Origin of the sequence: Phytobacter sp. SCO41 (assembly GCF_003073275.1) — a bacterium.
Lineage (GTDB): Bacteria > Pseudomonadota > Gammaproteobacteria > Enterobacterales > Enterobacteriaceae > Phytobacter > Phytobacter diazotrophicus.
In genome coordinates this window covers 951,815-976,125 of the sequence record NZ_CP027225.1, presented here as the reverse complement: position 1 = coordinate 976,125, position 24,311 = coordinate 951,815, and the positions used below count along the sequence as shown (strand labels likewise).

Here is a 24,311-nt window from a genome sequence, read left to right as displayed (position 1 = left end):
ATTTTCACCTCGGACAGGTAAGTGATGTATACAAAGGACACTCTCAGCGCATTGGATGCCATCACAGAGGCGCAGCGTATTGCTTTTGCGCCAATGTTGTTTCAAACCGCACGTTGTTTACGTAATACCAACGTGCTGACTTACCTTGATAAACAGGGAAAAGCGGGGGCGACAATCGAAGAAATAACAACCCATGTCAGCCTCAGCGAATATGCCATTAGTGTGTTACTGGATATGGGACTGAGCGGAAGAATTGTCATTTGCAAAGAGGGACGTTATTACCTGTCGAAAGTGGGTCATTATCTTCTTCATGATTCAATGACTCGTGTGAATATGGATTTTACTCAGGACGTCTGTTATCAAGGCTTATTCTTTTTAGATCAGTCCTTAAAAGAAACGAAACCCGCAGGACTTAAAGTATTTAGCGACGCGGAAACCATCTACCCGGTGCTTTCGCAATTACCATCGCCAGTCCGTAAAAGCTGGTTTGCTTTCGATCACTATTATTCCGACGGCGCATTCAATGCCGTGCTGCCGTATGTTTTCGCACATCGTCCTGCAATACTTTATGATGTCGGCGGCAACACTGGAAAATGGGCGTTACGTTGCTGCGAATATGATGATGATATCACAGTCACCATTCTTGATTTACCGCAGCAGATTGCATTGGCTCGCCAGAATATTGAAAACGCAGATTTATCGCATCGTATCCACTTCCACGAGGTTGATATGCTCAGCGAGGCATCGCTGCCTGCTGAGGCTGACATCTGGTGGATGAGTCAGTTCCTGGATTGTTTCTCCCCTGAGCAAATCATTGACATATTGGGGCGAATCTCAGCCGTTATGAAGCCAGGAGCACAACTTTACATCCTTGAGCTTTTCTGGGATGCACAGCGATTTGAAGCCGCGTCGTTTAGCCTGAATGCAACATCGCTTTATTTTACCTGTATGGCGAACGGTAATAGCCGCTTCTATAGTGTTGAAAAATTTTACTATTTCCTTGAAATAGCAGGTTTTAAGGTGGCGCAACGCGTGGATAATCTCGGCGCTGGGCACACCTTATTGATCTGCGAAAAATGTTAATATTTACCTTGTCTGGCGGCCGTGAATCGCGGCGCCAGGTCTATCGTTTTATCGCGGAAGCGCGTTGATGAAATTAGCCCTGAATCTGATCGACTGGCAGGCCCGAGCGCCTGGATTAAGTGAAGTAGCCGAGTGGCAACAATGGTCACGGCAGCCCCACGCCATAAACCCTGACGCGCCACAGGCCAAACTGACAGAACTGCCAATGATGACGGCAAGACGATTAAGTTCAGGCAGTAAACTTGCCGTGGAATGCGGTCTGGCGATGTTACGTCGCCACAGCATTGATGCGGTACTCTATACCAGTCGTCACGGTGAACTTGAACGTAACTACCGCATTCTGGAAGCCCTGGCCAATAAGCAGGATGTTTCGCCAACCGATTTTGCGATGTCGGTGCATAACTCTTCCGTGGGTAATCTGACTATCGCGGCGAAACAACCCATTGTCTCGTCCTCTTTATCTGCTGGCATGGACACCTTTCAACAGGGGCTTTGCGAAGTTACCGCACTCCTGCAGGCAGGGTTCAAACGGGTGCTGATGGTGGATTTCGATGGGCATCTGCCGGTCTTTTATCACCCGCATCTGCCCGAGAAAATGCCAACCTGGGCTTACGCTGTCGCGCTGGTCTTTGAGGCTGGCGACGAACTGCAATGTGCCACACAAAGCGGAAGCGATGGCGAAGAGCATCCGTTGCCCCAAAGCATGCAATTTTTGCAGCACTACCTGTGCGACGTCCCTGCCTTTACCATTAGCGGAGAGAAAGTTCAGTGGCAATGGAGCCGTCTATGACACGCCTCGCTGCCATATTAAACCGCCTGTGGCGGATACCAATGACCGGCTTTTGTTTCGCTCTGTTCGGTCTTGGGGGCGTATTGCTCTCTGTTATCTGGTTTAATCTTTTGTCGCTGGTCATTCGTGACAAACAGACCCGGCGACGTTACGCCCGACGCAGTATTTCAGCCTGCTTTCGCTTTTTTCTGGCAGTTGTCAGATTCGTGGGTGTCCTCGATTACCGGATTGAAGGTGAAGAAATCTTACAACAGGAAAGCGGCTGTCTTGTGGTCGCCAACCATCCGTCGCTTATCGACTATGTCATGATCGCGTCGGTGATGCCGGAAACGGACTGCCTGGTGAAAAGTGCCTTACTGAAAAACCCGTTTGTGAGCGGTCCCATACGCGCGGCCGACTATCTAATTAACAGCCAGTCAGAGACGCTGCTATCGCAGAGTCAACAGCGTCTTGACCGCGGCGATACCATTTTGATTTTCCCGGAAGGGACACGTACTCGTCCAGGTGAAGAGATGACGTTACAGCGCGGTGCGGCCAATATCGCCGTCCGTTGCGCCAAAGATTTGCGTATCGTTACCATTCATTGCACCGAACATTTTCTGAGTAAGCAGAGCAAATGGTACGACGCCCCACCGTCCAGACCGCTGTTTACCATAAAAGTTGGCGAACGCGTCCGTATTGATCGTTTTTATGAAGCTGAAACACAAGAACCGGCGCTGGCGGCAAGGCAGCTAAACCGGCATCTTTTACAGCAATTACAATCTGTTGAAATATCTATAGCAGGACTTAATGATGCAAGCGCTTTATCTCGAAATTAAAAATCTTATTATCGACACGTTAAATCTTGATGAGTTGACGGCGGAAGATATCAACACCGATGCAGCATTATTCGGGGATGGGTTGGGTCTGGATTCTATTGACGCGCTTGAGCTTGGTCTGGCGGTGAAAAATCAATATGGCATAGTGCTTTCAGCCGAGAGCGAAGAAATGCGACAGCATTTTTATTCCGTGGCAACACTGGCCTCTTTCATTCATTCACAACGCGCCTGAGAACGAGTCTTTTATGACAGAACAACGTGCTATCTATCAGGAAGTCTCCGCGCTTCTAACCAAACTGTTTGAAATCGATCCTGACGACATCAAACCTGAGGCCCGCCTGTACGAAGATCTTGAGCTGGACAGCATTGATGCCGTCGACATGATCGTGCAATTACAGAAAAAAACCGGAAAAAAAATCAAACCGGAAGAGTTCAAAGCGGTTCGCACGGTGCAGGATGTTGTCGAAGCGGTAGAACGTCTATTAAAAGAAGCCTGATTCACGGTGCGCGGTTTTAAAGCATTGCCGGGGATAGGTGCAGCGACTGGAGTGTTACTGCTGGCCTGGCCATTTATTATTTGGTTTGGCCTGAGGTATAACAACCTCCAGTGGTTGCTACCATTGATGGCGGTTATGCTAGTGTTACGCTTACGTCAGGTACGGCAAAAAGCCGGGCCGATGCGCTTTGTTATGCAAAGCGTGGCGTTGGCGGGAATTGTGCTGTGTATCGCCAGCATCCTGCTCAAAACCCACCAGCTTCTGCTGTTTTACCCGGTCGTCGTAAATATTGTGATGCTCACTGTCTTTGGCGGATCGCTATGGACAGCGATGCCGCTGGTCGAACGTCTGGCTCGTCTGCACGATCCCCATCTTCCTCCCGAAGGCATACAGTATACCCGCCGCGTTACCCAGGTATGGTGCCTGTTTTTCATCATCAACGGGGGGATTGCCCTGTTTACAGCAATGTATGGCGATATGTCGCTATGGGCTGCATGGAACGGCATGATTTCCTATTTGCTGATCGGTGCGCTAATGGGGGCTGAGTGGTTGGTACGTAGCCGGTTAATGAAACGAGAAAAACCATGAATCAGACCCTTCCCCTCGCGCAGTGGCTTAGCACGACTCGTCCGGATGATACGCCCGTGGCCTGGCTTGGTGAGCATACCTGGACGCTGGGGCAGCTTCGTTATGATGTCTCGCGGGTGGTCAATGCGCTGCAAGAACAGGATGGCGAGCGCTGGGCGCTATGCTTTGAAAATAGCTATCTGTTTATTGTCGCGCTGCTGGCAACGCTGAGCGCAGGAAAAACACCGGTTGTGCCTGGTCACTGCCGTGTCTCATTGCTGGAAGAGCAGCGCGCCCTCTTCAACGGGGTATTAAGCGATAAAACACTAGGTTGGCAAGGCACGCTTCTGGTGGTCAATTCGGCAAAAATGGTGCTGCCACTGGCCGCAACATTACCCGCTATCAATGACTGTCAGGTTATCGAGCTCTTTACCTCCGGTTCTACCGGCCAGCCAAAGCGGGTGGTAAAAAGCATTGCCTCGCTCGATCAGGAAGCCCTGCTTCTTGCCACACGCTTTGCCAAACGGCTGGAGGGTTGTAGAGTCGTTGCCTCCGTCCTCCCACAACATCTGTACGGTTTAACGTTTCGCATTTTCCTGCCAATGTCGTTAGGCCTGACGCTACATGCGGCAATGATTTTTTACGCGGAACAACTCAGTGCGGTGTCCTCTCAGCATACTTATCTTTTCGTCAGCAGTCCGGCGTTTCTTAAGCGCCTGGATCGCCAGTTGGCACCACCTCCCGTGACCATGGTCCTCTCAGCAGGCGGTATGCTGCCATGGAAGGAAGTGATGGATGTACAAAGCTGGTTTGGCATCTGGCCCGATGAAATCTATGGCAGTACGGAAACGGGGGTTCTCGCCTGGCGCCGTCGGTTACAGGATGGCACCCCCTGGCTGCCTTTCCCTGACGTGAGCATTACTGCAGAAGGCGACGCGTTTCGTGTCATATCGCCGATAATTGACGAAAAAGCCGGGTTATTGATTGATGATATTTTGCATTTTGAAGAAAACGGACAGTTTCACCTGCGTGGACGTCGTGGCCGGGTAGTGAAAATCGAAGAAAAACGTATTTCATTAAGTGAGATTGAACGTCGTCTGATGGCGCTGGACGGCATTGTTGATGCCGCAGCGCTCCCTGTATCGCGTGGGGGCCGACAGAGTATTGGCGTGTTGCTGGTGCTAAATGATGCCCTGCGCCAGACCTGGCGAAACAACAATGGCGAGGCGCTGGAACTGTCGTGGCGACGGGCACTCATTCCCTGGCTTGAGCCTGTCGCGATACCTCGCTACTGGCGTGTTATTGATGAAATCCCGGTCAACACTATGAACAAGCGTGTCTATGCGCAATTACAGGAGTTATTTTATGAAACCCCGTGAAATTGAACGTCATCAGACATCGCCAGAGCAGATCAGTGTTGTCCTGTACCTTGACCCAGAACTGTTCTGGTTTCAGGGGCATTTCAACGTTCAGCCGCTCCTGCCTGGCGTCGCACAACTCGACTGGGTGATGCACTACGCCAGTGAGCTACTTGCGCCGGGTTTTCATTTTCACAGCATCCAGAACGTTAAGTTTCAGTCGCCGCTGGTTCCGGGCAATACGCTGACGTTGACACTGATCTGGCAGGAAGAAAAACAGACGCTGACGTTCTGCTATCAACGTCATGATGGCGAGGCGCGCCATACCGCAAGCAGTGGGAAGATCCGTTTATGTCGCTAACCTATTCCCCTTGCGTGGTGATCCCTTGTTACAACCACGGGGCGATGATGGCGCGCGTACTTGCTCGTCTTGCGCCGTTTCAACTGCCGTGCATTGTTATTGACGATGGTAGTGACGACGATACCCGCCGGCTCCTTGATGATCTCACCGCCAGTCATCCCACGTTAACCTTGATCCGCCTCACACGGAACGCCGGAAAAGGTGTTGCCGTCATTCGCGGCCTGGAGGCAGCGGAACAGGCGGGCTTTACCCACGCGGTACAGGTTGATGCCGACGGGCAGCATGCCATTGAAGATATTCCGGCACTGCTGACACTGTCAAAACAGCACCCGGACGCGCTGATATCTGGTCAGCCCATCTATGACAGCTCTATTCCGCGTTCACGTCTGTATGGCCGTTGGGTTACCCATATCTGGGTGTGGATCGAAACGCTCTCACTGCAACTCAAAGACAGCATGTGCGGGTTTCGCGTCTATCCCGTCGCACCGACCCTGCAGTTGGCAAAACGCGCCAGACTCGGTCAGCGAATGGATTTTGATACCGAAGTGATGGTGCGTCTCTACTGGCAGGGCAATACCAGTTACTTTGTGCCGACACGCGTGACCTACCCGCTGGATGGCCTGTCACACTTTGACGCACTGAAAGACAATATTCGTATTTCACTGATGCATACACGTCTGTTTTTCGGCATGTTGCCGCGTATCCCTTCGCTGCTGTTTCGTCGCCGCCACTCACACTGGGCAAAGCAGCGGGAAGTGAAAGGGCTATGGGGAATGCGGATCATGCTGACCGTCTGGCGATTCCTTGGACGCCGTGTATTTTCACTGTTGCTCAGACCGGTGGTGGCGGTTTACTGGCTAACGGCCACATCCGCACGCCACGCTTCGCAAGGGTGGATTGGCCGCGTTAAAGCGCAGCTTGCCAGTCGCGGTCTGCCAGAGCCTTCGCACCTCAATAGCTATCAGCATTTCCTGCGCTTTGGCAATGCCATGCTCGATAAAGTGGCGAGCTGGCGCGGTGAACTTCGTCTGGATCGCGATGTGGTCTTTGCTGAGGGCGCAAAAGCAGCGCTGGGAGTTGAATCGCCACAAGGGAAACTGCTGTTGGCATCGCATCTGGGCGATGTTGAAGCGTGCCGCGCGCTGGCGCAACTGGATGGCACTAAAACCATAAATGCGCTGGTCTTTAGTGAAAATGCACAGCGCTTTAAGCAAATCATGCAAGAGATGGCGCCTCAGGCGGGGCTCAATCTGTTGCCTGTGAACGATATTGGGCCAGACACCGCGATAGTGCTCAAAGAGAAGCTGGATCGCGGAGAGTGGGTGGCGATTGTCGGCGACCGCATTGCCGTGAAGCGCCAGCGGGGTAGTGACTGGCGAGTGGTCTGGAGCCCGTTTATGGGTCAACTCGCCCCTTTCCCGCAGGGTCCGTTTATCCTCGCATCCATTTTGCGCTGCCCCGTAGTGCTTATTTTCGCCATTCAGCAACAGAACAAACTGCATATACACTGCGAACCCTTTGCCGATCCACTGCTACTGCCTCGTCCGCAACGCCAGGCAGCACTGCAAGACGCGGTCAACCGCTATGCCGCCCGGCTTGAACACTACGCGCTGCTCTCGCCACTGGATTGGTTCAACTTTTTCGATTTCTGGCAGTTGCCAGATGCAGTCACCGATAAGGAGTAAAGGTGCTTAACGATCCCCGTTTTACAGCCGAAGTAGAGCTAACCATTGCGTTTCATGACGTCGATATGATGGGCGTGGTGTGGCACGGCAACTACTTCCGCTATTTTGAGATTGCCCGCGAAGCCCTCCTGAATCAGTTCAATTACGGCTATCGCCAGATGAAAGAATCAGGCTATGTCTGGCCGGTGGTGGACACCCGGGTGAAATATCGCGATGTGTTGACCTTCGAACAGCGTATCCGCGTTCGGGCAACGCTTGAAGAGTATGAAAACCGCCTGCGGATCGCCTATCAAATTTTTGATGCGGCAACAGGTAAACGCACCACCACTGGCTACACCATCCAGGTTGCCGTCGAGGAGAAAAGCCGCGAGCTGTGCTTTATCAGTCCGCCGGTTCTGTTTGCATGCATAGGAGTTACGCCATGAAGTACTGGCCCCTGCTTATGTTATTGCTCAGCCCATGGGTTAACGCCGTCACGCTTGATGAACTCCAGCAACGTTTCACCGAACAGCCGGTCATCCGCGCCCATTTTGCCCAGACGCGAGTAATAAAAGATCTACCGCAGCCGCTACGCTCTCAGGGTGAAATGCTGATTGCCCGCGATAAAGGTCTGCTTTGGGATCAAAAAGCGCCGTTTCCGATGATGCTGATGCTGGATGACTCCCGCATGGTGCAGGTCGTCAATAATCAGCCTGCGCAGGTGATTACCGCTGAAAATAATCCGCAAATGTTCCAGTTTAATCACCTGTTGCGCGCGCTGTTTCAGGCCGATCGTCACGTACTGGAGCAAAACTTCCGTATCGAGTTTCATGACAAGGGTGAAGGGCGCTGGACGCTTAGCCTGATGCCTGTCACTACGCCGCTGGATAAGATCTTCGCGTCGATCGACCTCGCCGGACAGACCTATCTTGAGTCGATCCAGCTTAACGATAAACAGGGCGATCGTACCGATATCGCCCTTTCCCAACACCGACTGACGCCAGCTACGCTTACCGATGACGAACGCCAACGCTTTGCCGCACACTAACGCCCGTCGCGCGATGCTGCTGTGGGTCTGCGCCTGCCTTGCGATGCTGGGTATTCTGCTCATGCTCATCCCACAGGCCAGAATGAATAGCAGCGTGCTGGCAATGCTGCCCAAACAGGCGATGGGTGCCATTCCACCGGCGCTCAACGATGGCTTTATGCAGCGCCTGGACAAGCAGCTTGTCTGGCTGGTCAGCCCCGGTAAAACCGCTAACCCGGCGGTGGCTCAGGCGTGGTATGCACAACTGAGTAAAACGCCGGAACTCGTGGACGTAAAAGGGCCAATGGACGCCGTCAGTCAGCAGGCATGGGGCACTTTTTTCTGGCAGCATCGCAACGCACTGATTGATAGCATCACACGCGAACGCCTGCAAAACGGCGGAGAAAAACAGGCACAATGGATCCTGTCACAGCTTTACTCAGGGTTTTCCGGTGTCAGTGGTAAGGAGTTGCAAAACGATCCGCTGATGCTGATGCGCGGACAGCAAATGGCGATGGCGCAAAATAGCCAACGCTTGCGGTTAATGGACGGCTGGCTGGTTACCCAGGACGATGACGGCAATTACTGGTATTTGCTGCACGGCGAACTGGCGGGTAACTCTTTCGATATGCAGCAAACCCATCAGTTGGTTAATCGCCTCACTGCGCTGGAACAAACACTCACGGCGCAGTATCCGCAGGCCCGCCTGCTATCGCGCGGGACGATGTTCTATAGCGATTACGCCAGCCAACAGGCAAAGCGCGATATCTCAACGCTTGGCGTGGCGACAATCCTGGGGGTGATTCTGCTGATTGTCGCTACCTTCCGCTCAGTGCTGCCGCTTTTGCTGTGCCTTGTTTCTATAGCCATCGGCGCGCTTGCCGGGACAGTCGCCACCTTGCTGCTTTTCGGCGAACTTCATCTGATGACGCTGGTCATGAGCATGAGCATTATCGGTATCTCTGCAGATTACACGCTCTACTATCTGACTGAGCGGATGGTACATGGCGAGCACGCCACACCGTGGCAAAGCCTGACAAAGGTACGCAAAACGCTGCTGCTTGCGCTGCTCACCACTGTGGCCGCTTACCTTATCATGATGCTTGCCCCCTTCCCCGGCATTCGCCAGATGGCCGTATTCGCCGCCAGCGGCCTCAGTGCTGCCTGCCTGACGGTTATCTTCTGGCACCCGTGGCTCTGTCGTGGGCTGCCGGTACGTCCCGTACCGGCAATGGCACTTATGTTGCGCTGGCTGGCGGCCTGGCGACGCAACAAGACCCTCTGCATTGGACTCCCCACGGCACTCGCGCTCTTCTCGCTGGCAGGGCTTTCCCGTCTGCATGTTGATGACGATATCGCACAACTACAGGCGCTACCGCAGTCTATTCTGGCGCAGGAAAAAGCCATCACCCGCCTGACCGGACAGAGCGTCGATCAGAAGTGGTTTGTGGTGTATGGCGATACCCCGGAAGAGACGCTGACCCGCATGGAGAATTTTATCCCCGCCCTTGAACAATCGCGCCGCGAAGGGAAGATCGGCGGCTGGCGCACGGTTCCACTCAATTCGATGGCCCGCCAGCAGCAAGACCTTTTGCTCTTACAGCAGGCGGTACCGACAGTGAAGAAGACACTGCAGAGCGCCGGGCTAACCAACGTCGATCCCGATCTGAGCCCAATGACCGTCTCCGTGGACGCATGGCTTGCCAGTCCGGCCAGTGAAGGCTGGCGTCTGATGTGGCTGACGATGCCCGGCGGCGCAAGCGGCGTGCTGATTCCGGTTAGCGACGTCAAAGAAAGCGCTGCGCTGAGTGCGCTGGCTCAAAAACAATCGGGCGTAGCCTGGGTGGACCGAAAACAGACGTTCGATTCACTCTTTGCGCTGTATCGCGGTGTTCTGACCAGCCTCCTGACGGTGGCGCTGGCGGTGATTGCTTGCGGTGCGATGGCACGCCTGGGCTGGCGTAAGGGGCTTATCAGCATGGTACCCTCGGTGTTATCGCTGAGCTGCGGGCTGGCGGCGCTCTCCTTGAGCGGTCATTCGGTGAATTTATTCTCACTACTGGCGCTGGTGTTAGTACTGGGAATCGGCATCAATTACACGCTGTTTTTCAGCAACCCACAGGGGACGCCTCTGACGTCGCTGCTGGCTATCACGCTTGCGATGCTCACCACCCTGATGACACTGGGCATGTTGGTCTTTAGCGCTACCCAGGCAATCAGCAGCTTCGGCATTGTCCTTATCAGCGGTATTTTTACCGCGTACCTGCTTTCCCCGCTGGCGATGCCCAATAAAAAAAGAGAAAAAAGATGACGATACGAAATTTCTGGCAGGCCTGTGCCCTTGGCGCAACACTCCTGCTGGCGGGCTGTAGCCACTCAACGAAACAGGATGAAAACGGTCGCCCTCAGGCATGGCTGGAACCCGGCGCTCGCGTCACACTTCCCGCCCCCGGCATTACACCCTCGGTGAGTTCACAGCAATTGCTTACCGGTACCTTTAACGGGCAAACGCAGTCGCTGATGGTAATGCTCAACGCGGATGAGAAAAAAGTCACCTTAGCCGGGCTGTCATCTGTCGGTATCCGCCTGTTCCTGGCCACCTATGACAACAAAGGGCTGCATACCGAACAATCGATCATCGTGCCACAGCTCCCACCCGCCAGCCAGGTGCTGGCAGATGTGATGCTCAGCCACTGGCCGCTTTCAGCCTGGCAGCCACAGTTACCGAAGGGCTGGACGCTGCGAGATATCGGCAACAAGCGCGAGCTACGCAATGCGCGTGGCAAGCTGGTCACTGAGATCATCTATTTGCAGCGCAAAGGCAAACGCGAGCCGATTAGCATTGAGCAGCATGTCTTCAAATACCACATCACCATTCAATATTTGGGTGACTGATATGATTTATATTTCTGCCGTTGGCATCATTAATGCGCTCGGAAAAACGTCGGCCGAGGTTGCAGACAATCTGGTACGCGGCGTTTCTCCAGGGATGCGCCCCCGCAAGGACTGGCTAGTCAACCAGCCAGATGCCGTACTGGCAGGCGTGGATGGCGAGTTGCCCGCAATACCCGATGCTTTTTCTGCCCACCGTACGCGCAATAACCAACTCTTATTGGCCGCGCTGGCGCAAATCCAACCGAAGGTGGAAGACGCCATCGCCCAATATGGACGAGAACGCGTTGGGGTGGTGTTGGGTACCAGCACCTCCGGGCTGAATGAAGGGGACGAGCATGTTAATTTACGTCTCAACAACGAACCCAGCCTGCACTGGCAATATCCGCAGCAGGAGCTTGGCGACCCCTCGCGTTTTCTCAGCCACTGGCTGGCACTGGAAGGCCCGGCGTATACGTTGTCTACCGCCTGCTCTTCCAGCGCACGTGCCATTATCAGCGGTCGCCGCCTGATCGAGGCCGGTCTGGCAGATGCCGTTATCGTTGGCGGTTCAGATACGCTGAGCCGCATGCCGGTCAACGGTTTCAATAGCCTGGAGGCATTATCGCCCACACGTTGTCTTCCTTTCGCGCGCGACCGCAGCGGCATTACCATCGGTGAAGGCGCAGCGCTGATGCTGCTCACTCGAGAACCACAGCCTGTCGCGCTGCTTGGCGTTGGCGAGTCGAGTGACGCCTGGCATATCTCCGCGCCGCATCCTGAAGGTGAAGGGGCTATCCGCGCCATTAAGCAGGCGCTGGCAGATGCCGGAATACAACCGGACGAGGTCGGCTATATCAATTTGCACGGTACGGCGACAACACTCAACGATCAGATAGAGTCGAAAGTTATTCACGATCTGTTTGGCGAAAGCGTACCTTGCAGCTCCACCAAACATTTAACCGGGCACACGCTGGGGGCCGCAGGTATTATCGAAGCCGCCATCAGCATGCTTATCCTGCAGTTGAACCTTCCGCTGCCGCCGCAGGATTTTTCCCTCTCGCCTATTGATCCGGCGCTGCCCGCCTGTGGCATTTTACGCCAGCCTCAACCGCTGACGCGCCCGGTGATTTTGTCTAATTCGTTCGCCTTTGGCGGTAATAACGCCAGTATTCTGCTGGGGAGGATCGTATGAGCCGTTATCTCACCCCTTCTGAGTACCTGCCACACGATGCGCCGATGATGCTGCTCGAAGAGGTTATCGATGTCACCGACAGTTCGACGCATTGCCGGGTGAGCGTTACACATGACAGCGTACTGGCCCCCTTTATTGATGCGCAGGGTAATCTGCCAGGCTGGTTCGCACTGGAACTGATGGCGCAAACTGTCGGCGTCTGGTCTGGCTGGCATCGTCGGCAGAATGGTCAGCAGGCCATCACGCTGGGAATGATGCTGGGCGCCCGCGAATTTATCTGCGCCAGGGGGATTCTTCCCGCCGGAGCGACACTGGACATTGATGTTAAGTTGCTGATGCAGGACGAACGTTTCGCCAGTTTTGATTGTGCCATTTTCGTAGGTGATGAGCGCGTGGCCACCGGTCGCGTCAATACCTTCCAGCCTACGCCAGAAGAATTAACTTCGCTTTTTAATCAGGGAGATACACCATGATTCGTTCCGTTCTGGTTACTGGAGCCAGTAAAGGTATTGGGCAAGCGATTGCCTGCCAGCTTGCCGCTGATGGTTTTGTTATCGGCGTGCATTATCACCGGGATGAGACGGGAGCAAAAGAAACACTGGCAGCGATTGAAAACGCGGGCGGACAGGGACGCTTGCTCTGTTTTGACGTCGGCGATCGCCAGCAATCCAGAGACATTATTGAGGACGATATTGCCCGTCATGGCGCGTGGTACGGCATTGTCAGCAACGCGGGTATCGCCCGTGATGGGGCATTTCCGGCGCTAAGCGAAGAAGACTGGGACAGTGTTATCCACACTAACCTCGACAGTTTTTATAACGTCATTCACCCCTGCATTATGCCGATGATTGGCCTACGCAAAGGGGGGCGAATTATTACGCTGTCGTCGGTTTCTGGCGTGATGGGCAATCGGGGACAGGTGAATTACAGCGCCGCAAAGGCAGGCATTATCGGGGCGACAAAAGCTCTGGCCATTGAGCTGGCAAAGCGAAAAATCACCGTGAACTGCATCGCGCCGGGGCTGATCGATACCGGCATGATTGAAATGGAAGAAGCGGCGCTGAACGAAGCGATGGCTATGATCCCCATGAAACGTATGGGCCAGGCGGCAGAAGTTGCCGGACTGGCCAGCTATTTGATGTCAGATATTGCGGGTTATGTGACCCGCCAGGTTATTTCCATCAATGGAGGAATGTTATGACACGTCGCGTCGTGATTACGGGCATGGGCGGCGTGACCGCCTTCGGCGAGAACTGGGAGAGTGTTTCAAAACGTCTGCTGACCTATGAAAATGCCGTGCGCAAAATGCCGGAATGGCAAGTTTACGACGGGCTGCATACGCTGCTGGGCGCGCCGATTGATGACTTTACGCTACCGGATCACTATACGCGCAAGCGTATCCGCGCCATGGGGCGCGTCTCGCTATTTTCCACCCGAGCCACAGAGCTGGCGCTGGAGCAGGCGGGATTGATTGATGATCCGGTGCTGACCAACGGTCAGACAGGCATTGCCTACGGGTCGTCAACCGGCAGTACGGGGCCGGTAAGTGAATTCGCCACCATGCTGACGGAAAAACACACCAACAACATCACTGGCACCACCTATGTACAGATGATGCCGCACACCACCGCTGTTAATACGGGCCTGTTTTTTGGTCTGCGTGGTCGCGTGATTCCCACCTCCAGCGCCTGCACCTCTGGCAGCCAGGCCATTGGTTATGCCTGGGAAGCCATTCGCCATGGTTATCAGACGGTGATGGTGGCTGGTGGTGCAGAAGAACTCTGCCCTTCCGAAGCGGCTGTCTTTGATACGTTATTCGCCACCAGCCAACGCAACGACGCGCCAAAAACCACACCATCGCCCTTTGATCAACAGCGCGACGGCCTGGTGATCGGTGAAGGCGCGGGTACCCTGATCCTTGAAGAACTTGAACACGCCAAAGCCCGTGGCGCCACGATTTACGGTGAAATAGTGGGCTTTGCCACCAACTGCGATGCGGCGCATATCACGCAGCCCCAGAAAGAAACCATGCAAATTTGCATGGAACAGGCGCTGAATATTGCCGGGTTAAGCCCGCTGGATATGGGATACATTTCCGCTCACGGCACCGCCACAGACAGGGGTGATTTTGCTGAAAGTCAGGCAACCGCGGCTATTTTCGGCGAAAACGTCCCTATTTCTTCGTTAAAAAGCTACTTTGGTCATACTCTGGGTGCCTGTGGCGCACTGGAAGCCTGGATGAGTTTGCAGATGATGCGGGAAGGCTGGTTTGCTCCCACGATTAACCTGCAACAACCGGATGAACGCTGTGGTGCGCTGGATTACATCATGAGCGAAGCACGCCGCATCGACTGCGAATATCTGCAAAGCAACAACTTTGCATTCGGCGGGATCAACACATCCATCATCATCAAGCGCTGGGCCTGATAATGCTGCGCGTGGGCATGGGGAAAGTGTCGGTGCTTAGTGAAATGGCGCCTTCGGCACTGCGTCAACAGGTGCCGGAGAGGCCTCACCGTGCCTCCTGGCTTGCAGGGCGCGTACTGCTTAGCACCCTGCTCTCCCCGGCCTGCGTCCCGGTTATCGTTTACGGACGAAATGGCAAGCCGTACTTCGAAGAAAACATTCCGCTATGGTTTAACATCAGCCATAGCGGCGATGACATTGCGATAGTGGTCAGCGATGAGGGGGAAGTCGGCTGCGACCTTGAAGTCATACGTCCCAGAAAGAACGTGCAGCGGATTGCCCATGCGATGTTCACTGACGCGGAACAGCAGGAGCTTGCCTCTGCGGATGAAGCGCAGCAGTCCTGCATCTTCTGGCGTATCTGGACGCGCAAAGAAGCCATCTTAAAACAGTGCGGCAGCAGCGTCTGGCAGATGAACACTCTGGACAGTCATGAAGGGTTTTTTATTAGCCAGTTTTGTCTGGCAGATTCACTTGTTCTGGCCGTTTGCACCGCCCACCCGCACCAGCTCACCCCCCGCGATTTCTCCTTTCCGGGCTATATTGATGCGCTTCTTCCGACAGATAAAATCATCCGTCTCCAGTAACTTTATTCCGCGGACGGGGCAACAGAACGCTCAGCGGCCCGTTCGTTACGCTAATTTCGACAGATGAGTGCCCGTTTTGATCTTGCGTTTAAAAGCCCCGCCTCACCTGACGGGGCGACATTGTGGTTGTTAGCGGAATACAGAAATGGCTTCCGCCAGGCGTGTCACCTGACTGTTCAACCGATCTGACGCTTCTGCGCCCTCCTGAACACGGTCGGCATTTTGGTGGGTGAGTTTATCGAGCTCTTCTACCGCCAGGCTCATTTGGCTTATTGCCGACGCCTGTTCAGATGTCGCCTGACTGATATGCTCGATCAACTGGGTGACATGTTTAACCTTACCGACAATCTCCTGCATTGCTTTCCCTGCGTCATCGGCCAATTGACTACCGGAGCGAACCTGCGTCACGCTGGACTCTATCAGCGCTTTGATTTCGCTGGCTGCGCTGGCGCTACGCTGGGCGAGAATGCGTACTTCACCGGCCACCACCGCAAAACCTTTTCCCTGCTCCCCCGCGCGGGCGGCTTCCACTGCGGCATTCAGTGCGAGGATGTTGGTCTGGAAGGCGATACTGTCGATGATGCTGGTAATACTGGCGATTTGATCGGAGCTGGAGCCAATGTTGCCCATCATTTCTATCATGCCGCTCATCACTTTGCCGCCCTGCTCCGCCGCTTCACGCGCCCCCTGCGATAAGGCACTGGCTTCTGCGGCGGTAAGGGTATTGCTTTTTACGGTGGCCGCCAGTTCGTTCATTGTCGCGGCTGTTTGCTGCACATTCGCCGCCGCCTGATCCGTCTGGCGACTCAGGCTATCGTTTCCTTTACATAAGGCATCCGCTGCATTCAGCACGCTCACGGCCTGACTACTGACATCGTTGATCAGCCATCGGAACATCAGCCCAAGCTGGCCAATGGCCCGCAGAGTAACGCCGACTTCGTCGATGCGTTTCGGTTGTTCAACCTGCTGCGTTTCCCCCGTTGCCACCTGCAGGGCCTGATGACACAAACGCTCGACGGGGCGCACAATTTGCATTTCCAGCCATGCCATCAACGCCAGAAGCAGGACAGCCATCACCCCGGTAAACATGCCCATTTGTCCAGGCGCTAACTGACATAACATCCCGACGAGAATACTCAATAAAAAGGTCGTCATTAACGCCGATCGAAGCCGCCAGCGTAATGGCATAGTCACAAACAACGAGCGCCAGCGCATAAATCCTTTACGAATGATCAACCCTTTGAAAAGGCGCTTACTGTTTGTCCCGCTCTCACGAAACTGACGATACAGCGTTTCTGCACTGGCGACTTCGTCGGCATCAGGCCTGGTGCGTACCGACATATATCCCTTCACATTCCCTTTGCGGATGATCGGGATTGCGTTGGCGCGAACCCAATAATGATCGCCATTTTTGCAGCGGTTTTTTACCAGTCCGCTCCATGGTTCTCCCTGCTTAAGGGTAAACCACATATCTGCGAATGCGTGCGGCGGCATATCAGGATGACGAACCAGATTATGCGGTTGCCCCTCAAGTTCACTGAGCGAAAAACCAGACACCTCAATAAAGGCATCATTAGCGTAATTAATATAACTCTCAGGATCTGTTGTAGACATTAACGTCGCATCATTATCAAAAATGCGTTCTTGCTGTGTTACAGGGTGATTCTCACGCATAGAATGTATTCCCCATAAAGCTTAAGAGAGTTTAATTTATATTGAAGGCCTGTCGTTATGTTGAAAGAATCGAGATAAACGCAATAAAATTATGCTATTGAAATAAAATAGCCATTGATCTCAGCATAGTTCACAAACAGATTTTATCACCACAAAACGCCACTTCTATAATCTACGACAATTATTTTCATTTAAAAAAACTAAGCTTGCTTATCATTCTTAGCATCAATTAATAGAAGCACCCAGACCTGAAGAAAATAAAATCAAACCTTAATGCAAATTATAATGCTTATTTTAAATTGATATTTTAGAGAGGCTGAATTGCATTTTTATATACGCTTCAATTAACGGTGGGTTATTTTGGTTAAGTAAGGGGGCTATTGCTCCCTTACTTATAAGGCAGGCGGCGAGATAAACCAGTTTTACCCGGCATGATCCTCATGGGAGGATTCGCTATTGGCTTGATTTATAATAGCTTTAGCCATCCATTGCACGTTATCAATGACTTGTTGATTGTCCATGCCCCAGATATCTTTCATCACCAGAAAGACTTCCGAACCGTACAATAACGAAAAGGCGGCAATAACTTTGCGATACATCTCGGGGGAATATTTGTCCTTCACCGGTTCCATTACGCGAGCGAGCGTCGCTTTACGATTACCACGGACCAGCTTTTTTTCCATTTTATCCGGGGAGTGACGCTCAAGCGCCCATTGCTGCAATGAAACAAGCAGCGCAGCGCGCAAGGCACCTTCATGGCGAAACATTTCCGGGAACGCGAAATCAAACAACTCGGCAATACGCTCACCGACTTTATCATCGCTTTTGGGTTTCCATTCCCGAATGGTTTCCAGGCTCGCACCAACGGCAGCGGCAATAAGATCGCTTTGCGTAGGGAAGTAACGGTAAGCCGTCGCCCGTGAAACACCTGCTTCGGTGGCGAGTCTTGAAATGGAGGGAATCTCCCCTTTTTCAAACAAAAATAACGCTTTATTCATTAGCAAATCATACGTTTTCTTGCGTGTTACAGATGGCTCCAAAGCTTCCTCTCCATACATCATGACTTTCCCAACCACACCCGTTGTAACACAAACATAGCAAATCAACACTCGCCCATCCAGGCGGTGCGAAATGCAAAATCATGATCGGCTAAGAAATTAATTACCTTTAAAAACATGTGGTTAATTTTAACACTGAAAATTATTTGAGACAACCGTCTCATTTATGCTAGTTTTTTTGAGACGACCGTCTCAATCACTGCTACATTTTTTGAGACGGCAGTCTCAATCGTTGTCACACCAAATGCATTTCACTCTTCCGAATCTGAAATACTCGTTCGTTACAAAAGTGAGTTTAGTTAAGGAGAACACGTGAGCAAAGACAATGGCTACATATACGTCGTAACAACTCTTGACACGAAAAGCACGGAAGCTTTTTACGTTAAGTCGTTAATAAAAAAAACAGGCGCCGATGCCCTTATCGTTGACCTGACGACAGTGGCTGATAGCTCCGCAAGGGGTGCGGATATTTCAGCAACAACCGTGGCCCGCTTTCACCCTGAGGGAGAAAGTGCTGTCTTTTGTGGTGACAGAGGAAAAGCTATCACCGCAATGTCTCTCGCCTTTGAACTGTTCTTAAAAAGCCGTGAAGATGTGCTTGGGATAATCGGCTTAGGAGGGTCTGGCAATACCGCGTTAATTACGCCAGCCATGCAGGCCCTGCCAATTGGCGTTCCCAAACTGATGGTGTCAACTATGGCATCCGGAGACGTGTCCGGTTATATCGGTGCCAGCGATATCGCCATTATGAACTCCGTCACCGATATTTCAGGCTTAAACCGAATTTCCCGCAAAGTATTAAAAAGCGCAGCTAACCAGATTGCCGGTGCGGTGGTGTTCTATCAGGACGACAGCGAAGCCGTCACGGATAAACCCGCCATTGGTCTGACGATGTTCGGCGTCACCACGCCCTGCGTACAGCAAATCACACAAAAATTAGAAAACGATTATGACTGTCTGGTTTTCCATGCCACCGGTAGCGGGGGTAAGGCAATGGAAAAGCTGGCAGATAGCCACTTATTACACAGCGTACTGGATATCAGCACCACCGAAGTATGCGACTTCTTATTTGGCGGCGTTCTGGCCTGTAGTGATGACCGCTTCGGCGCGATCGCCCGCTCTAAAATCCCGTATATCGGCTCTTGCGGGGCACTTGATATGGTTAATTTTGGGTCCCGATCTTCGGTACCCGAGCACTATCGGGGTCGTCGGCTTTATCAGCACAACCCACAAGTAACATTGATGCGCACAACACCAGAGGAAAACGGCAAGATGGGGACATGGATTGCCGAGCGTTTAAATCGATGTGAGGGAGAAGTCAGATTTGCTATCCCCATGGGCGGTTTTTCTGCCCTGGACAACGTTGGCGGGGATTTCTGGGATCCAGAAGCAGATCGGGCTTTTCTCGATGCGTTTAAGGCAACATTTATCGAAACGCCGCACCGTAAACTGATCGTCAGCCCACACCACATCAATTCTGCCGAATTTAATCAGCTACTTATAAATTTACATAAAGAATTAATCCACTAAAGACGGAATTAAAGCCATGAAACATACGCGTGAAGGATTATTGCAAAAATTTCATCAGATGATTGCCCGGGGGGAACCCATCATCGGCGGCGGAGCGGGCACAGGTTTGTCGGCAAAATGCGAAGAGGCCGGGGGCATCGATCTGATTGTTATCTATAACTCTGGTCGTTATCGCATGGCGGGCCGTGGTTCATTAGCCGGTCTGCTGGCTTACGGCAACGCCAATGAAATTGTTATGGATATGGCAAAAGAAGTGCTGCCGGTCACCAAGAAAACGCCAGTCCTGGCGGGTGTGAACGGTACCGATCCCTTCTGCCAGTTTGATAAGTTTCTGGATGATATTAAAGCGATTGGCTTTGCAGGCGTACAAAACTTCCCAACCGTGGGGCTGATCGACGGTAATTTCCGTGCCAACCTCGAAGAGACCGGAATGGGATACGCTTTAGAAGTGGATATGATTCGTCTGGCGCATGAAAAAGGCCTATTCACGACGCCTTATGTCTTTAGCCGCGATGATGCCATTGCGATGACCGAAGCTGGTGCAGACATTATTGTGCCGCATATGGGGTTAACCACCGGAGGGAATATCGGCGCGGAAACGGCTCTCACCCTGAAAGACTGCGTGCCATTAATTAATGACTGGGCGAAAGCGGCAAAAGCAGTGCGTCCGGATGTTATCGTCCTGTGTCACGGCGGCCCCATTGCGACACCAGAAGATGCGAAATTCATTTTAGAGAACTGCCCGGAATGTAACGGCTTCTATGGCGCCAGTTCTATGGAGCGCCTGCCGACTGAAATAGCATTAACTGAGACCACAAGGCAATTTAAAGCAATAAGAAACTGATCGGGAGCACGTGTAGCCTGATAATCGATCCACCTTTTACCGGGGTTTGTATATGCACCCCGGTTTTTTATTGCCTGTTATTTCCACGGCCCGACATCACGCTACATTCAACGGACCATGTTTCTCATGCACCGGCGACAGCAGACTTGCCAGAATAAACGCCGGGTAATATCAAGGTCAGGAAGCGGGAGGTGTAAGAGGCTGAATCTCCTTATTTTTAACCCAGCCGCGAATCGTTTTCCCTGTTCCACTAATAAACTCAATTTGCGTCCAGCCCGCTTGCGTCTGTAAAACCCCCACCACATCATCCTTAACGATCCATGCTTTACGCCGGGTACTGGCATCTGCAGTTGAACTCAGATAAACACGTTCAGCATTCGCCTGTGCCAGCGTTTGCCAGTGCGTCTCTTGTGTTTTTTCCAGTTCAAGGCCCGTATTAATTTCAGGCATTAGTACGTCCATGCACCCGGCATGCGTTTGGCCGTCCGGGATCGTCAGTATTACACCGTCCGTGCTGGCGCTAATTTGGCCTGTCAATACTGATGTGGACCATGAGGTAATGGAATTCGTTTCCTGTGCTGAAACCTGCCCTGACAAAGAAAATGAACAGGTGCGTTTCACGCCACCTTCAGCAGATTCTGCATAATAACCGGTAATATGCCCGGCAGGTGATATAGCTAACATTAAACCTTCATACACTCCCGACTGGAGGCTGCTGGCATGAGAAGAAACGGCTGCCATTAATAGTGAAAAAGCTAAGGTCGTTCGCATTACTCGATTGTTTACCACTGTTTCGTCTCCAGGCTTTTATATGTGGATTTTAACATCGTAATCACCAAAATTACGTCGACTCAGGCATCTCATTATTTACCTGCATTCGGTTTCATGTCATTCAAACACGAATCGAAAGAGATGAAACCGCATAGTCAGGTTGCGTATCAAAAGGGAAATAGACGGAGCAGGTAAGATAGTGGCAGTCTGTAAAGCAGAGTGAATGACCTCTCTTTTATCTACGCCATTTATGGTTAACATCACCACGTCTGAGCCAGTGTCGTCATTTAAAGTGGTCGTAACAACTTGTGTAGCTGTCTGAATAAAGGCCATTGATTTACTTGGCTATGCAAAAAAGGGGAAGATATGCATGAAACGTCCAAACTGGTTTCAGATTTCTGCTGAGACTAATATCGAAGCCCAGAAAAAAGAGAATAATGGAATGGGCAAAAGCATGGCGTAGCGTGAAAAAATCTCCTTCGAAGTACTTTTTTGTTTCTGTTTGTTCTGCTATCGGAGTGTCATGATCTGAAAAGGTAGGACCGGTATTAAATTTACGGGTTCTCAATTGATTTTAACTAAAGCTCATTGGTCGGCAGATCGCGAGGCTATTCTCCGTCCGGCGAAAGAGACTAACCTTACCTTATTCGATACATTTCGCATCGTCGCTGTCAATTACTGCAAGAGTTTATATACTTCTCTATTGAACCGGGCTAGAAATTGCGAGCCAGCAGGCTTCATGCCCACCCGCAAAGCAATCCTTTTTGTTAAGGATAACAAATGCATACCAGTAAATGGAATGATGTGTTCCAGGAGTCAATATCATGACAAGTTACATGGCATTGACTTACATTTTCGAGGAAAAAGTTGCTCCATGGCGCTTTCCCTTCATCGTCCATCCTGACCTTGCCGTGCAAAGAATCAGAACGATGCCCCCCTCTTCGCTGAACTCGATGTTAAGTCGTCAGGATAAATTTCAGTCACAAAGTGGAGCAAATCCTTATCAGGCTGGTCGGGACATCCGTACTGTTGCCACAGTGGAGCTTGAGCGTGGCATTATGGTGGCTATTGATGATCGCTTTGGTTTGTGGTCGCCCGCGGTCGCTCTGTTCTTCATTGATAATGAGGGATGCCTTCAACTTCATGCTACGACGCTGCCTGATGCCTATCCGGTTAGCTCTATCATCCGTCGATATGAAGAAATGGTCAGCACATTCGGTAATCGTCCCGCGCCAACAGACATTCCTCTAAGTCAACGTCAACTTAGGCGTGCTGATTCAGCTATGCGAGGTGAAGAACCCAGTGCTGGCGGTGGCCGTAGTAGTCGAATAAATGAGCCTGACCGCCCACTCACAAAAGCTGAACGTTGGCAGGCGAGAAAAAATCTCATCAGTAAAGGCCAGCGTAGTGTGTATCCTGATGCGCAGACCGCCGCTAACCGGCTTGCTGAGAATAATATCGCAGTCGAAAAAGCAAAACTCGCTCAAAATGTCTATGGCCGTGCCGGGCAACCGATAAATGCGCTTGAAACCATGCCGGATGTGCCTGAAGGGTGGATTGATATAAGTAATGATGAGGACGCGCTATCTGCGATGGGGCTCACCCCCAAAATGCTGGCTGATAACTCTCTGGATCCTGATTTTTTCGCCCGTGTTTACGCGCCCGATGAATACGTATTTGGGAAAGATATGAATCCTACCGTTGTTTTTCGGGGAACACGACCTGATAAAATGATTGACTGGGCCAACAATGCAGCTCAGGGAATGGGACTCAATTCATCTTATTATAACAAGGCGGTTTCGATTGGTAGCAAACTTGCTGATAATGCAGGAAAAATCGATATTGCCGGTCACTCGCTTGGCGGCGGCCTGGCATCGGCTGCCGGGATGGCAAGTGGTAAAGCAACCTGGACATTTAATGCCGCAGGGTTGAACAGTGGTACTGTGACAAAATATGGAGGTGAACTTATAGGTGATGGTTCTGCAATATCCGCTTTCCGAGTGAATGGTGAAATACTGACAAAAACCCAGGAAATAAGTTTTTCAGATCTCCAGGATGCTAATTTTGACACCTCGCTTTTCGCATTAAAAACCGGCGTTTCGAATATGTTCCCTGATGCCATAGGTAAATCTCACGCACTGACAGGAGGAATAGGAAACATGCTGGATAAGCACGGGATGTCACAGGTAATTGATTGCATCGAGGCGCAAAAGGATGAGGATATTAGTTTTATTAAAAGCAGAGTTTAGCATGAAAAAGCTTATGCCCTTGATACTATTATCTTTTTTATTTTTTCTTTTATCGGCGTGTAATGATATGAAACAGATAGATCCAGAAAAACATTTTGCGGGTCCGCAGCTTGTTCTGGCTAAAGCCATTCAGGCGGCAGATCGTGGTTCCGTTTTGCGTCTGGCGAAAGAGACTGACCTTAATACGCCAGGCTCCGATGACCTTACGCTGCTGTTTTTCGCGATTAATGAGTCGATTTACAATGACAATCCACCTGAGCGATTAGAGATTGTGTCGGATTTGGTTCGCGAAGGCGCGGACCCGCTACAACCACAGCGAAATATGCCGGGTAGCCCAGCCGAGATCGCGGCAAAAGGCGATAAAGACATTTGGTTAAAAGCACTACTGGATGGTGGGCTGGATCCTAACGCCCGCGATAAGCCCTATCATGTCCCACTGATTTTCACCACTCTCGAGTCGAAAAACACAGCCACGCTCGCACTAATGCTTGAACGAGGGGTTGATATCAATACAAGGAATTCACTCGGTGAAACACCACTTGTGGATGCCTTCTTTAAAGGCGATTTTGATAAAGTTTTCTTTCTGTTAGACCACGGCGCCGATCCTAACCCAGTGAATAAGCAAGGTCGTTCCTTCAGACAGATGGTGAACAGAAAGATCCAGCAAGTTAAAGAAGACAGTGATTATTACAATAACTTAAAAAAACTGGATGCAAAAATGCATAGCCTCGGTGGTTGAATCACTGCTTTATACCGGAGCCAACGCTGAGGGGGCAAGTTATCCAATTGATGCCTTCACAGTAGGATTGTCCAGAAGGAGTAATATTCAGTTCAATTGACGAATAGAATGCTATTACTGCTGATTTAGCAAGGAAACTTGAATGTAATAGAGTTCGGGGAG

Annotated in this window: 25 protein-coding genes; 22 read left to right on the top strand and 3 right to left on the bottom strand. The window is 51.8% G+C overall.

The window, feature by feature from the left end; genetic code table 11:
• The first annotated feature begins 24 nt into the window (after nt 1-24).
• The 18 genes from C5523_RS04835 (at nt 25) to acpT (ending at nt 15,284) form a co-directional block, all read left to right on the top strand.
• The gene (locus tag C5523_RS04835; protein WP_108700675.1) at nt 25-1,083 is read left to right on the top strand and encodes a methyltransferase; all 1,059 of its coding nucleotides are present in this window, start codon (nt 25-27) and stop codon (nt 1,081-1,083) included.
• A gap of 67 nt (nt 1,084-1,150) precedes the next feature.
• On the top strand, nt 1,151-1,873 hold the full coding sequence (locus tag C5523_RS04830) for a beta-ketoacyl synthase chain length factor (RefSeq protein WP_108700674.1): 723 nt from the start codon (nt 1,151-1,153) through the stop codon (nt 1,871-1,873).
• Nucleotides 1,870-2,691 carry a 1-acyl-sn-glycerol-3-phosphate acyltransferase gene (locus tag C5523_RS04825; RefSeq protein WP_039077945.1) on the top strand — a complete coding sequence of 274 codons (822 nt, stop codon included), beginning with the start codon at nt 1,870-1,872 and terminating at the stop codon, nt 2,689-2,691. Before C5523_RS04830 ends, C5523_RS04825 begins: the two co-directional genes overlap by 4 nt.
• Nucleotides 2,666-2,923, top strand: coding sequence for a phosphopantetheine-binding protein (locus C5523_RS04820; protein ID WP_107223434.1), 258 nt, complete (start codon nt 2,666-2,668; stop codon nt 2,921-2,923). Before C5523_RS04825 ends, C5523_RS04820 begins: the two co-directional genes overlap by 26 nt.
• A gap of 13 nt (nt 2,924-2,936) precedes the next feature.
• A complete protein-coding gene (locus tag C5523_RS04815; protein ID WP_039077947.1) occupies nt 2,937-3,188 on the top strand; it encodes an acyl carrier protein in 252 nt (83 codons plus the stop codon).
• 6 nt (nt 3,189-3,194) lie between these two features.
• Nucleotides 3,195-3,776, top strand: a complete 582-nt coding sequence (locus tag C5523_RS04810) for a hypothetical protein (RefSeq protein WP_107223435.1) — start codon at nt 3,195-3,197, stop codon at nt 3,774-3,776.
• Nucleotides 3,773-5,134: an AMP-binding protein gene (locus C5523_RS04805; protein WP_108700673.1), complete on the top strand. Its 1,362-nt coding sequence runs from the start codon at nt 3,773-3,775 to the stop codon at nt 5,132-5,134. Before C5523_RS04810 ends, C5523_RS04805 begins: the two co-directional genes overlap by 4 nt.
• Nucleotides 5,121-5,474 (top strand): 3-hydroxyacyl-ACP dehydratase FabZ family protein, encoded by a 354-nt coding sequence (locus tag C5523_RS04800; RefSeq protein ID WP_108700672.1) that lies wholly within the window; start codon nt 5,121-5,123, stop codon nt 5,472-5,474. The genes C5523_RS04805 and C5523_RS04800 overlap by 14 nt, the downstream gene beginning before the upstream one ends.
• On the top strand, nt 5,465-7,159 hold the full coding sequence (locus tag C5523_RS04795) for a glycosyltransferase (RefSeq protein ID WP_108700671.1): 1,695 nt from the start codon (nt 5,465-5,467) through the stop codon (nt 7,157-7,159). Before C5523_RS04800 ends, C5523_RS04795 begins: the two co-directional genes overlap by 10 nt.
• Nucleotides 7,160-7,161: 2 nt before the next feature.
• Nucleotides 7,162-7,584, top strand: coding sequence for a thioesterase family protein (locus tag C5523_RS04790; protein WP_039077952.1), 423 nt, complete (start codon nt 7,162-7,164; stop codon nt 7,582-7,584).
• Nucleotides 7,581-8,186: an outer membrane lipoprotein carrier protein LolA gene (locus tag C5523_RS04785; RefSeq protein WP_108700670.1), complete on the top strand. Its 606-nt coding sequence runs from the start codon at nt 7,581-7,583 to the stop codon at nt 8,184-8,186. The genes C5523_RS04790 and C5523_RS04785 overlap by 4 nt, the downstream gene beginning before the upstream one ends.
• Nucleotides 8,155-10,476 (top strand): MMPL family transporter, encoded by a 2,322-nt coding sequence (locus C5523_RS04780; RefSeq protein WP_108700669.1) that lies wholly within the window; start codon nt 8,155-8,157, stop codon nt 10,474-10,476. The genes C5523_RS04785 and C5523_RS04780 overlap by 32 nt, the downstream gene beginning before the upstream one ends.
• Entirely contained in the window at nt 10,473-11,060 is a 588-nt protein-coding gene (locus C5523_RS04775) for a DUF3261 domain-containing protein (RefSeq protein ID WP_108700668.1), read from the top strand. The genes C5523_RS04780 and C5523_RS04775 overlap by 4 nt, the downstream gene beginning before the upstream one ends.
• Nucleotide 11,061: 1 nt before the next feature.
• Nucleotides 11,062-12,231: a beta-ketoacyl-[acyl-carrier-protein] synthase family protein gene (locus C5523_RS04770; protein ID WP_108700667.1), complete on the top strand. Its 1,170-nt coding sequence runs from the start codon at nt 11,062-11,064 to the stop codon at nt 12,229-12,231.
• Nucleotides 12,228-12,704, top strand: coding sequence for a 3-hydroxy-fatty acyl-ACP dehydratase (locus C5523_RS04765; RefSeq protein WP_107223443.1), 477 nt, complete (start codon nt 12,228-12,230; stop codon nt 12,702-12,704). Before C5523_RS04770 ends, C5523_RS04765 begins: the two co-directional genes overlap by 4 nt.
• Nucleotides 12,701-13,432, top strand: coding sequence for a 3-ketoacyl-ACP reductase FabG2 (locus tag C5523_RS04760; RefSeq protein ID WP_039077958.1), 732 nt, complete (start codon nt 12,701-12,703; stop codon nt 13,430-13,432). The genes C5523_RS04765 and C5523_RS04760 overlap by 4 nt, the downstream gene beginning before the upstream one ends.
• Nucleotides 13,429-14,658, top strand: a complete 1,230-nt coding sequence (locus C5523_RS04755) for a beta-ketoacyl-ACP synthase (RefSeq protein WP_108700666.1) — start codon at nt 13,429-13,431, stop codon at nt 14,656-14,658. Before C5523_RS04760 ends, C5523_RS04755 begins: the two co-directional genes overlap by 4 nt.
• Before the next feature lie 2 nt (nt 14,659-14,660).
• Nucleotides 14,661-15,284 (top strand): 4'-phosphopantetheinyl transferase AcpT, encoded by a 624-nt coding sequence (gene acpT / locus C5523_RS04750; RefSeq protein WP_108700665.1) that lies wholly within the window; start codon nt 14,661-14,663, stop codon nt 15,282-15,284.
• Between the two features lie 129 nt (nt 15,285-15,413).
• Here acpT and C5523_RS04745 read toward each other — a convergent pair whose 3' ends face one another.
• Together C5523_RS04745 and C5523_RS04740 are read right to left on the bottom strand one after the other, a co-directional pair.
• Entirely contained in the window at nt 15,414-16,958 is a 1,545-nt protein-coding gene (locus C5523_RS04745; RefSeq protein WP_039077960.1) for a PAS domain-containing methyl-accepting chemotaxis protein, read from the bottom strand.
• 422 nt (nt 16,959-17,380) lie between these two features.
• Nucleotides 17,381-18,019 (bottom strand): TetR/AcrR family transcriptional regulator, encoded by a 639-nt coding sequence (locus C5523_RS04740; RefSeq protein ID WP_052249207.1) that lies wholly within the window; start codon nt 18,017-18,019, stop codon nt 17,381-17,383.
• A gap of 309 nt (nt 18,020-18,328) precedes the next feature.
• On the opposite strand from C5523_RS04740, the gene C5523_RS04735 reads away from it, so the two are divergent.
• Nucleotides 18,329-19,546 (top strand): Tm-1-like ATP-binding domain-containing protein, encoded by a 1,218-nt coding sequence (locus tag C5523_RS04735; RefSeq protein WP_071196025.1) that lies wholly within the window; start codon nt 18,329-18,331, stop codon nt 19,544-19,546.
• 16 nt (nt 19,547-19,562) lie between these two features.
• Nucleotides 19,563-20,390 carry a phosphoenolpyruvate hydrolase family protein gene (locus C5523_RS04730; RefSeq protein ID WP_039077962.1) on the top strand — a complete coding sequence of 276 codons (828 nt, stop codon included), beginning with the start codon at nt 19,563-19,565 and terminating at the stop codon, nt 20,388-20,390.
• A 177-nt stretch (nt 20,391-20,567) separates the two neighbouring features.
• Here the strand turns inward: C5523_RS04730 and C5523_RS04725 are convergent, their stop codons facing one another.
• Entirely contained in the window at nt 20,568-21,161 is a 594-nt protein-coding gene (locus C5523_RS04725; RefSeq protein WP_108700664.1) for a hypothetical protein, read from the bottom strand.
• Nucleotides 21,162-21,985: 824 nt separating this feature from the next.
• Between C5523_RS04725 and C5523_RS04720 the strand changes: the two genes are divergently transcribed.
• Complete coding sequence (locus C5523_RS04720) at nt 21,986-23,410, top strand: hypothetical protein (protein ID WP_108700663.1); 1,425 nt, start codon at nt 21,986-21,988, stop codon at nt 23,408-23,410.
• A 1-nt stretch (nt 23,411) separates the two neighbouring features.
• Complete coding sequence (locus C5523_RS04715; RefSeq protein WP_108700662.1) at nt 23,412-24,149, top strand: ankyrin repeat domain-containing protein; 738 nt, start codon at nt 23,412-23,414, stop codon at nt 24,147-24,149.
• Nucleotides 24,150-24,311 lie beyond the last annotated feature (162 nt).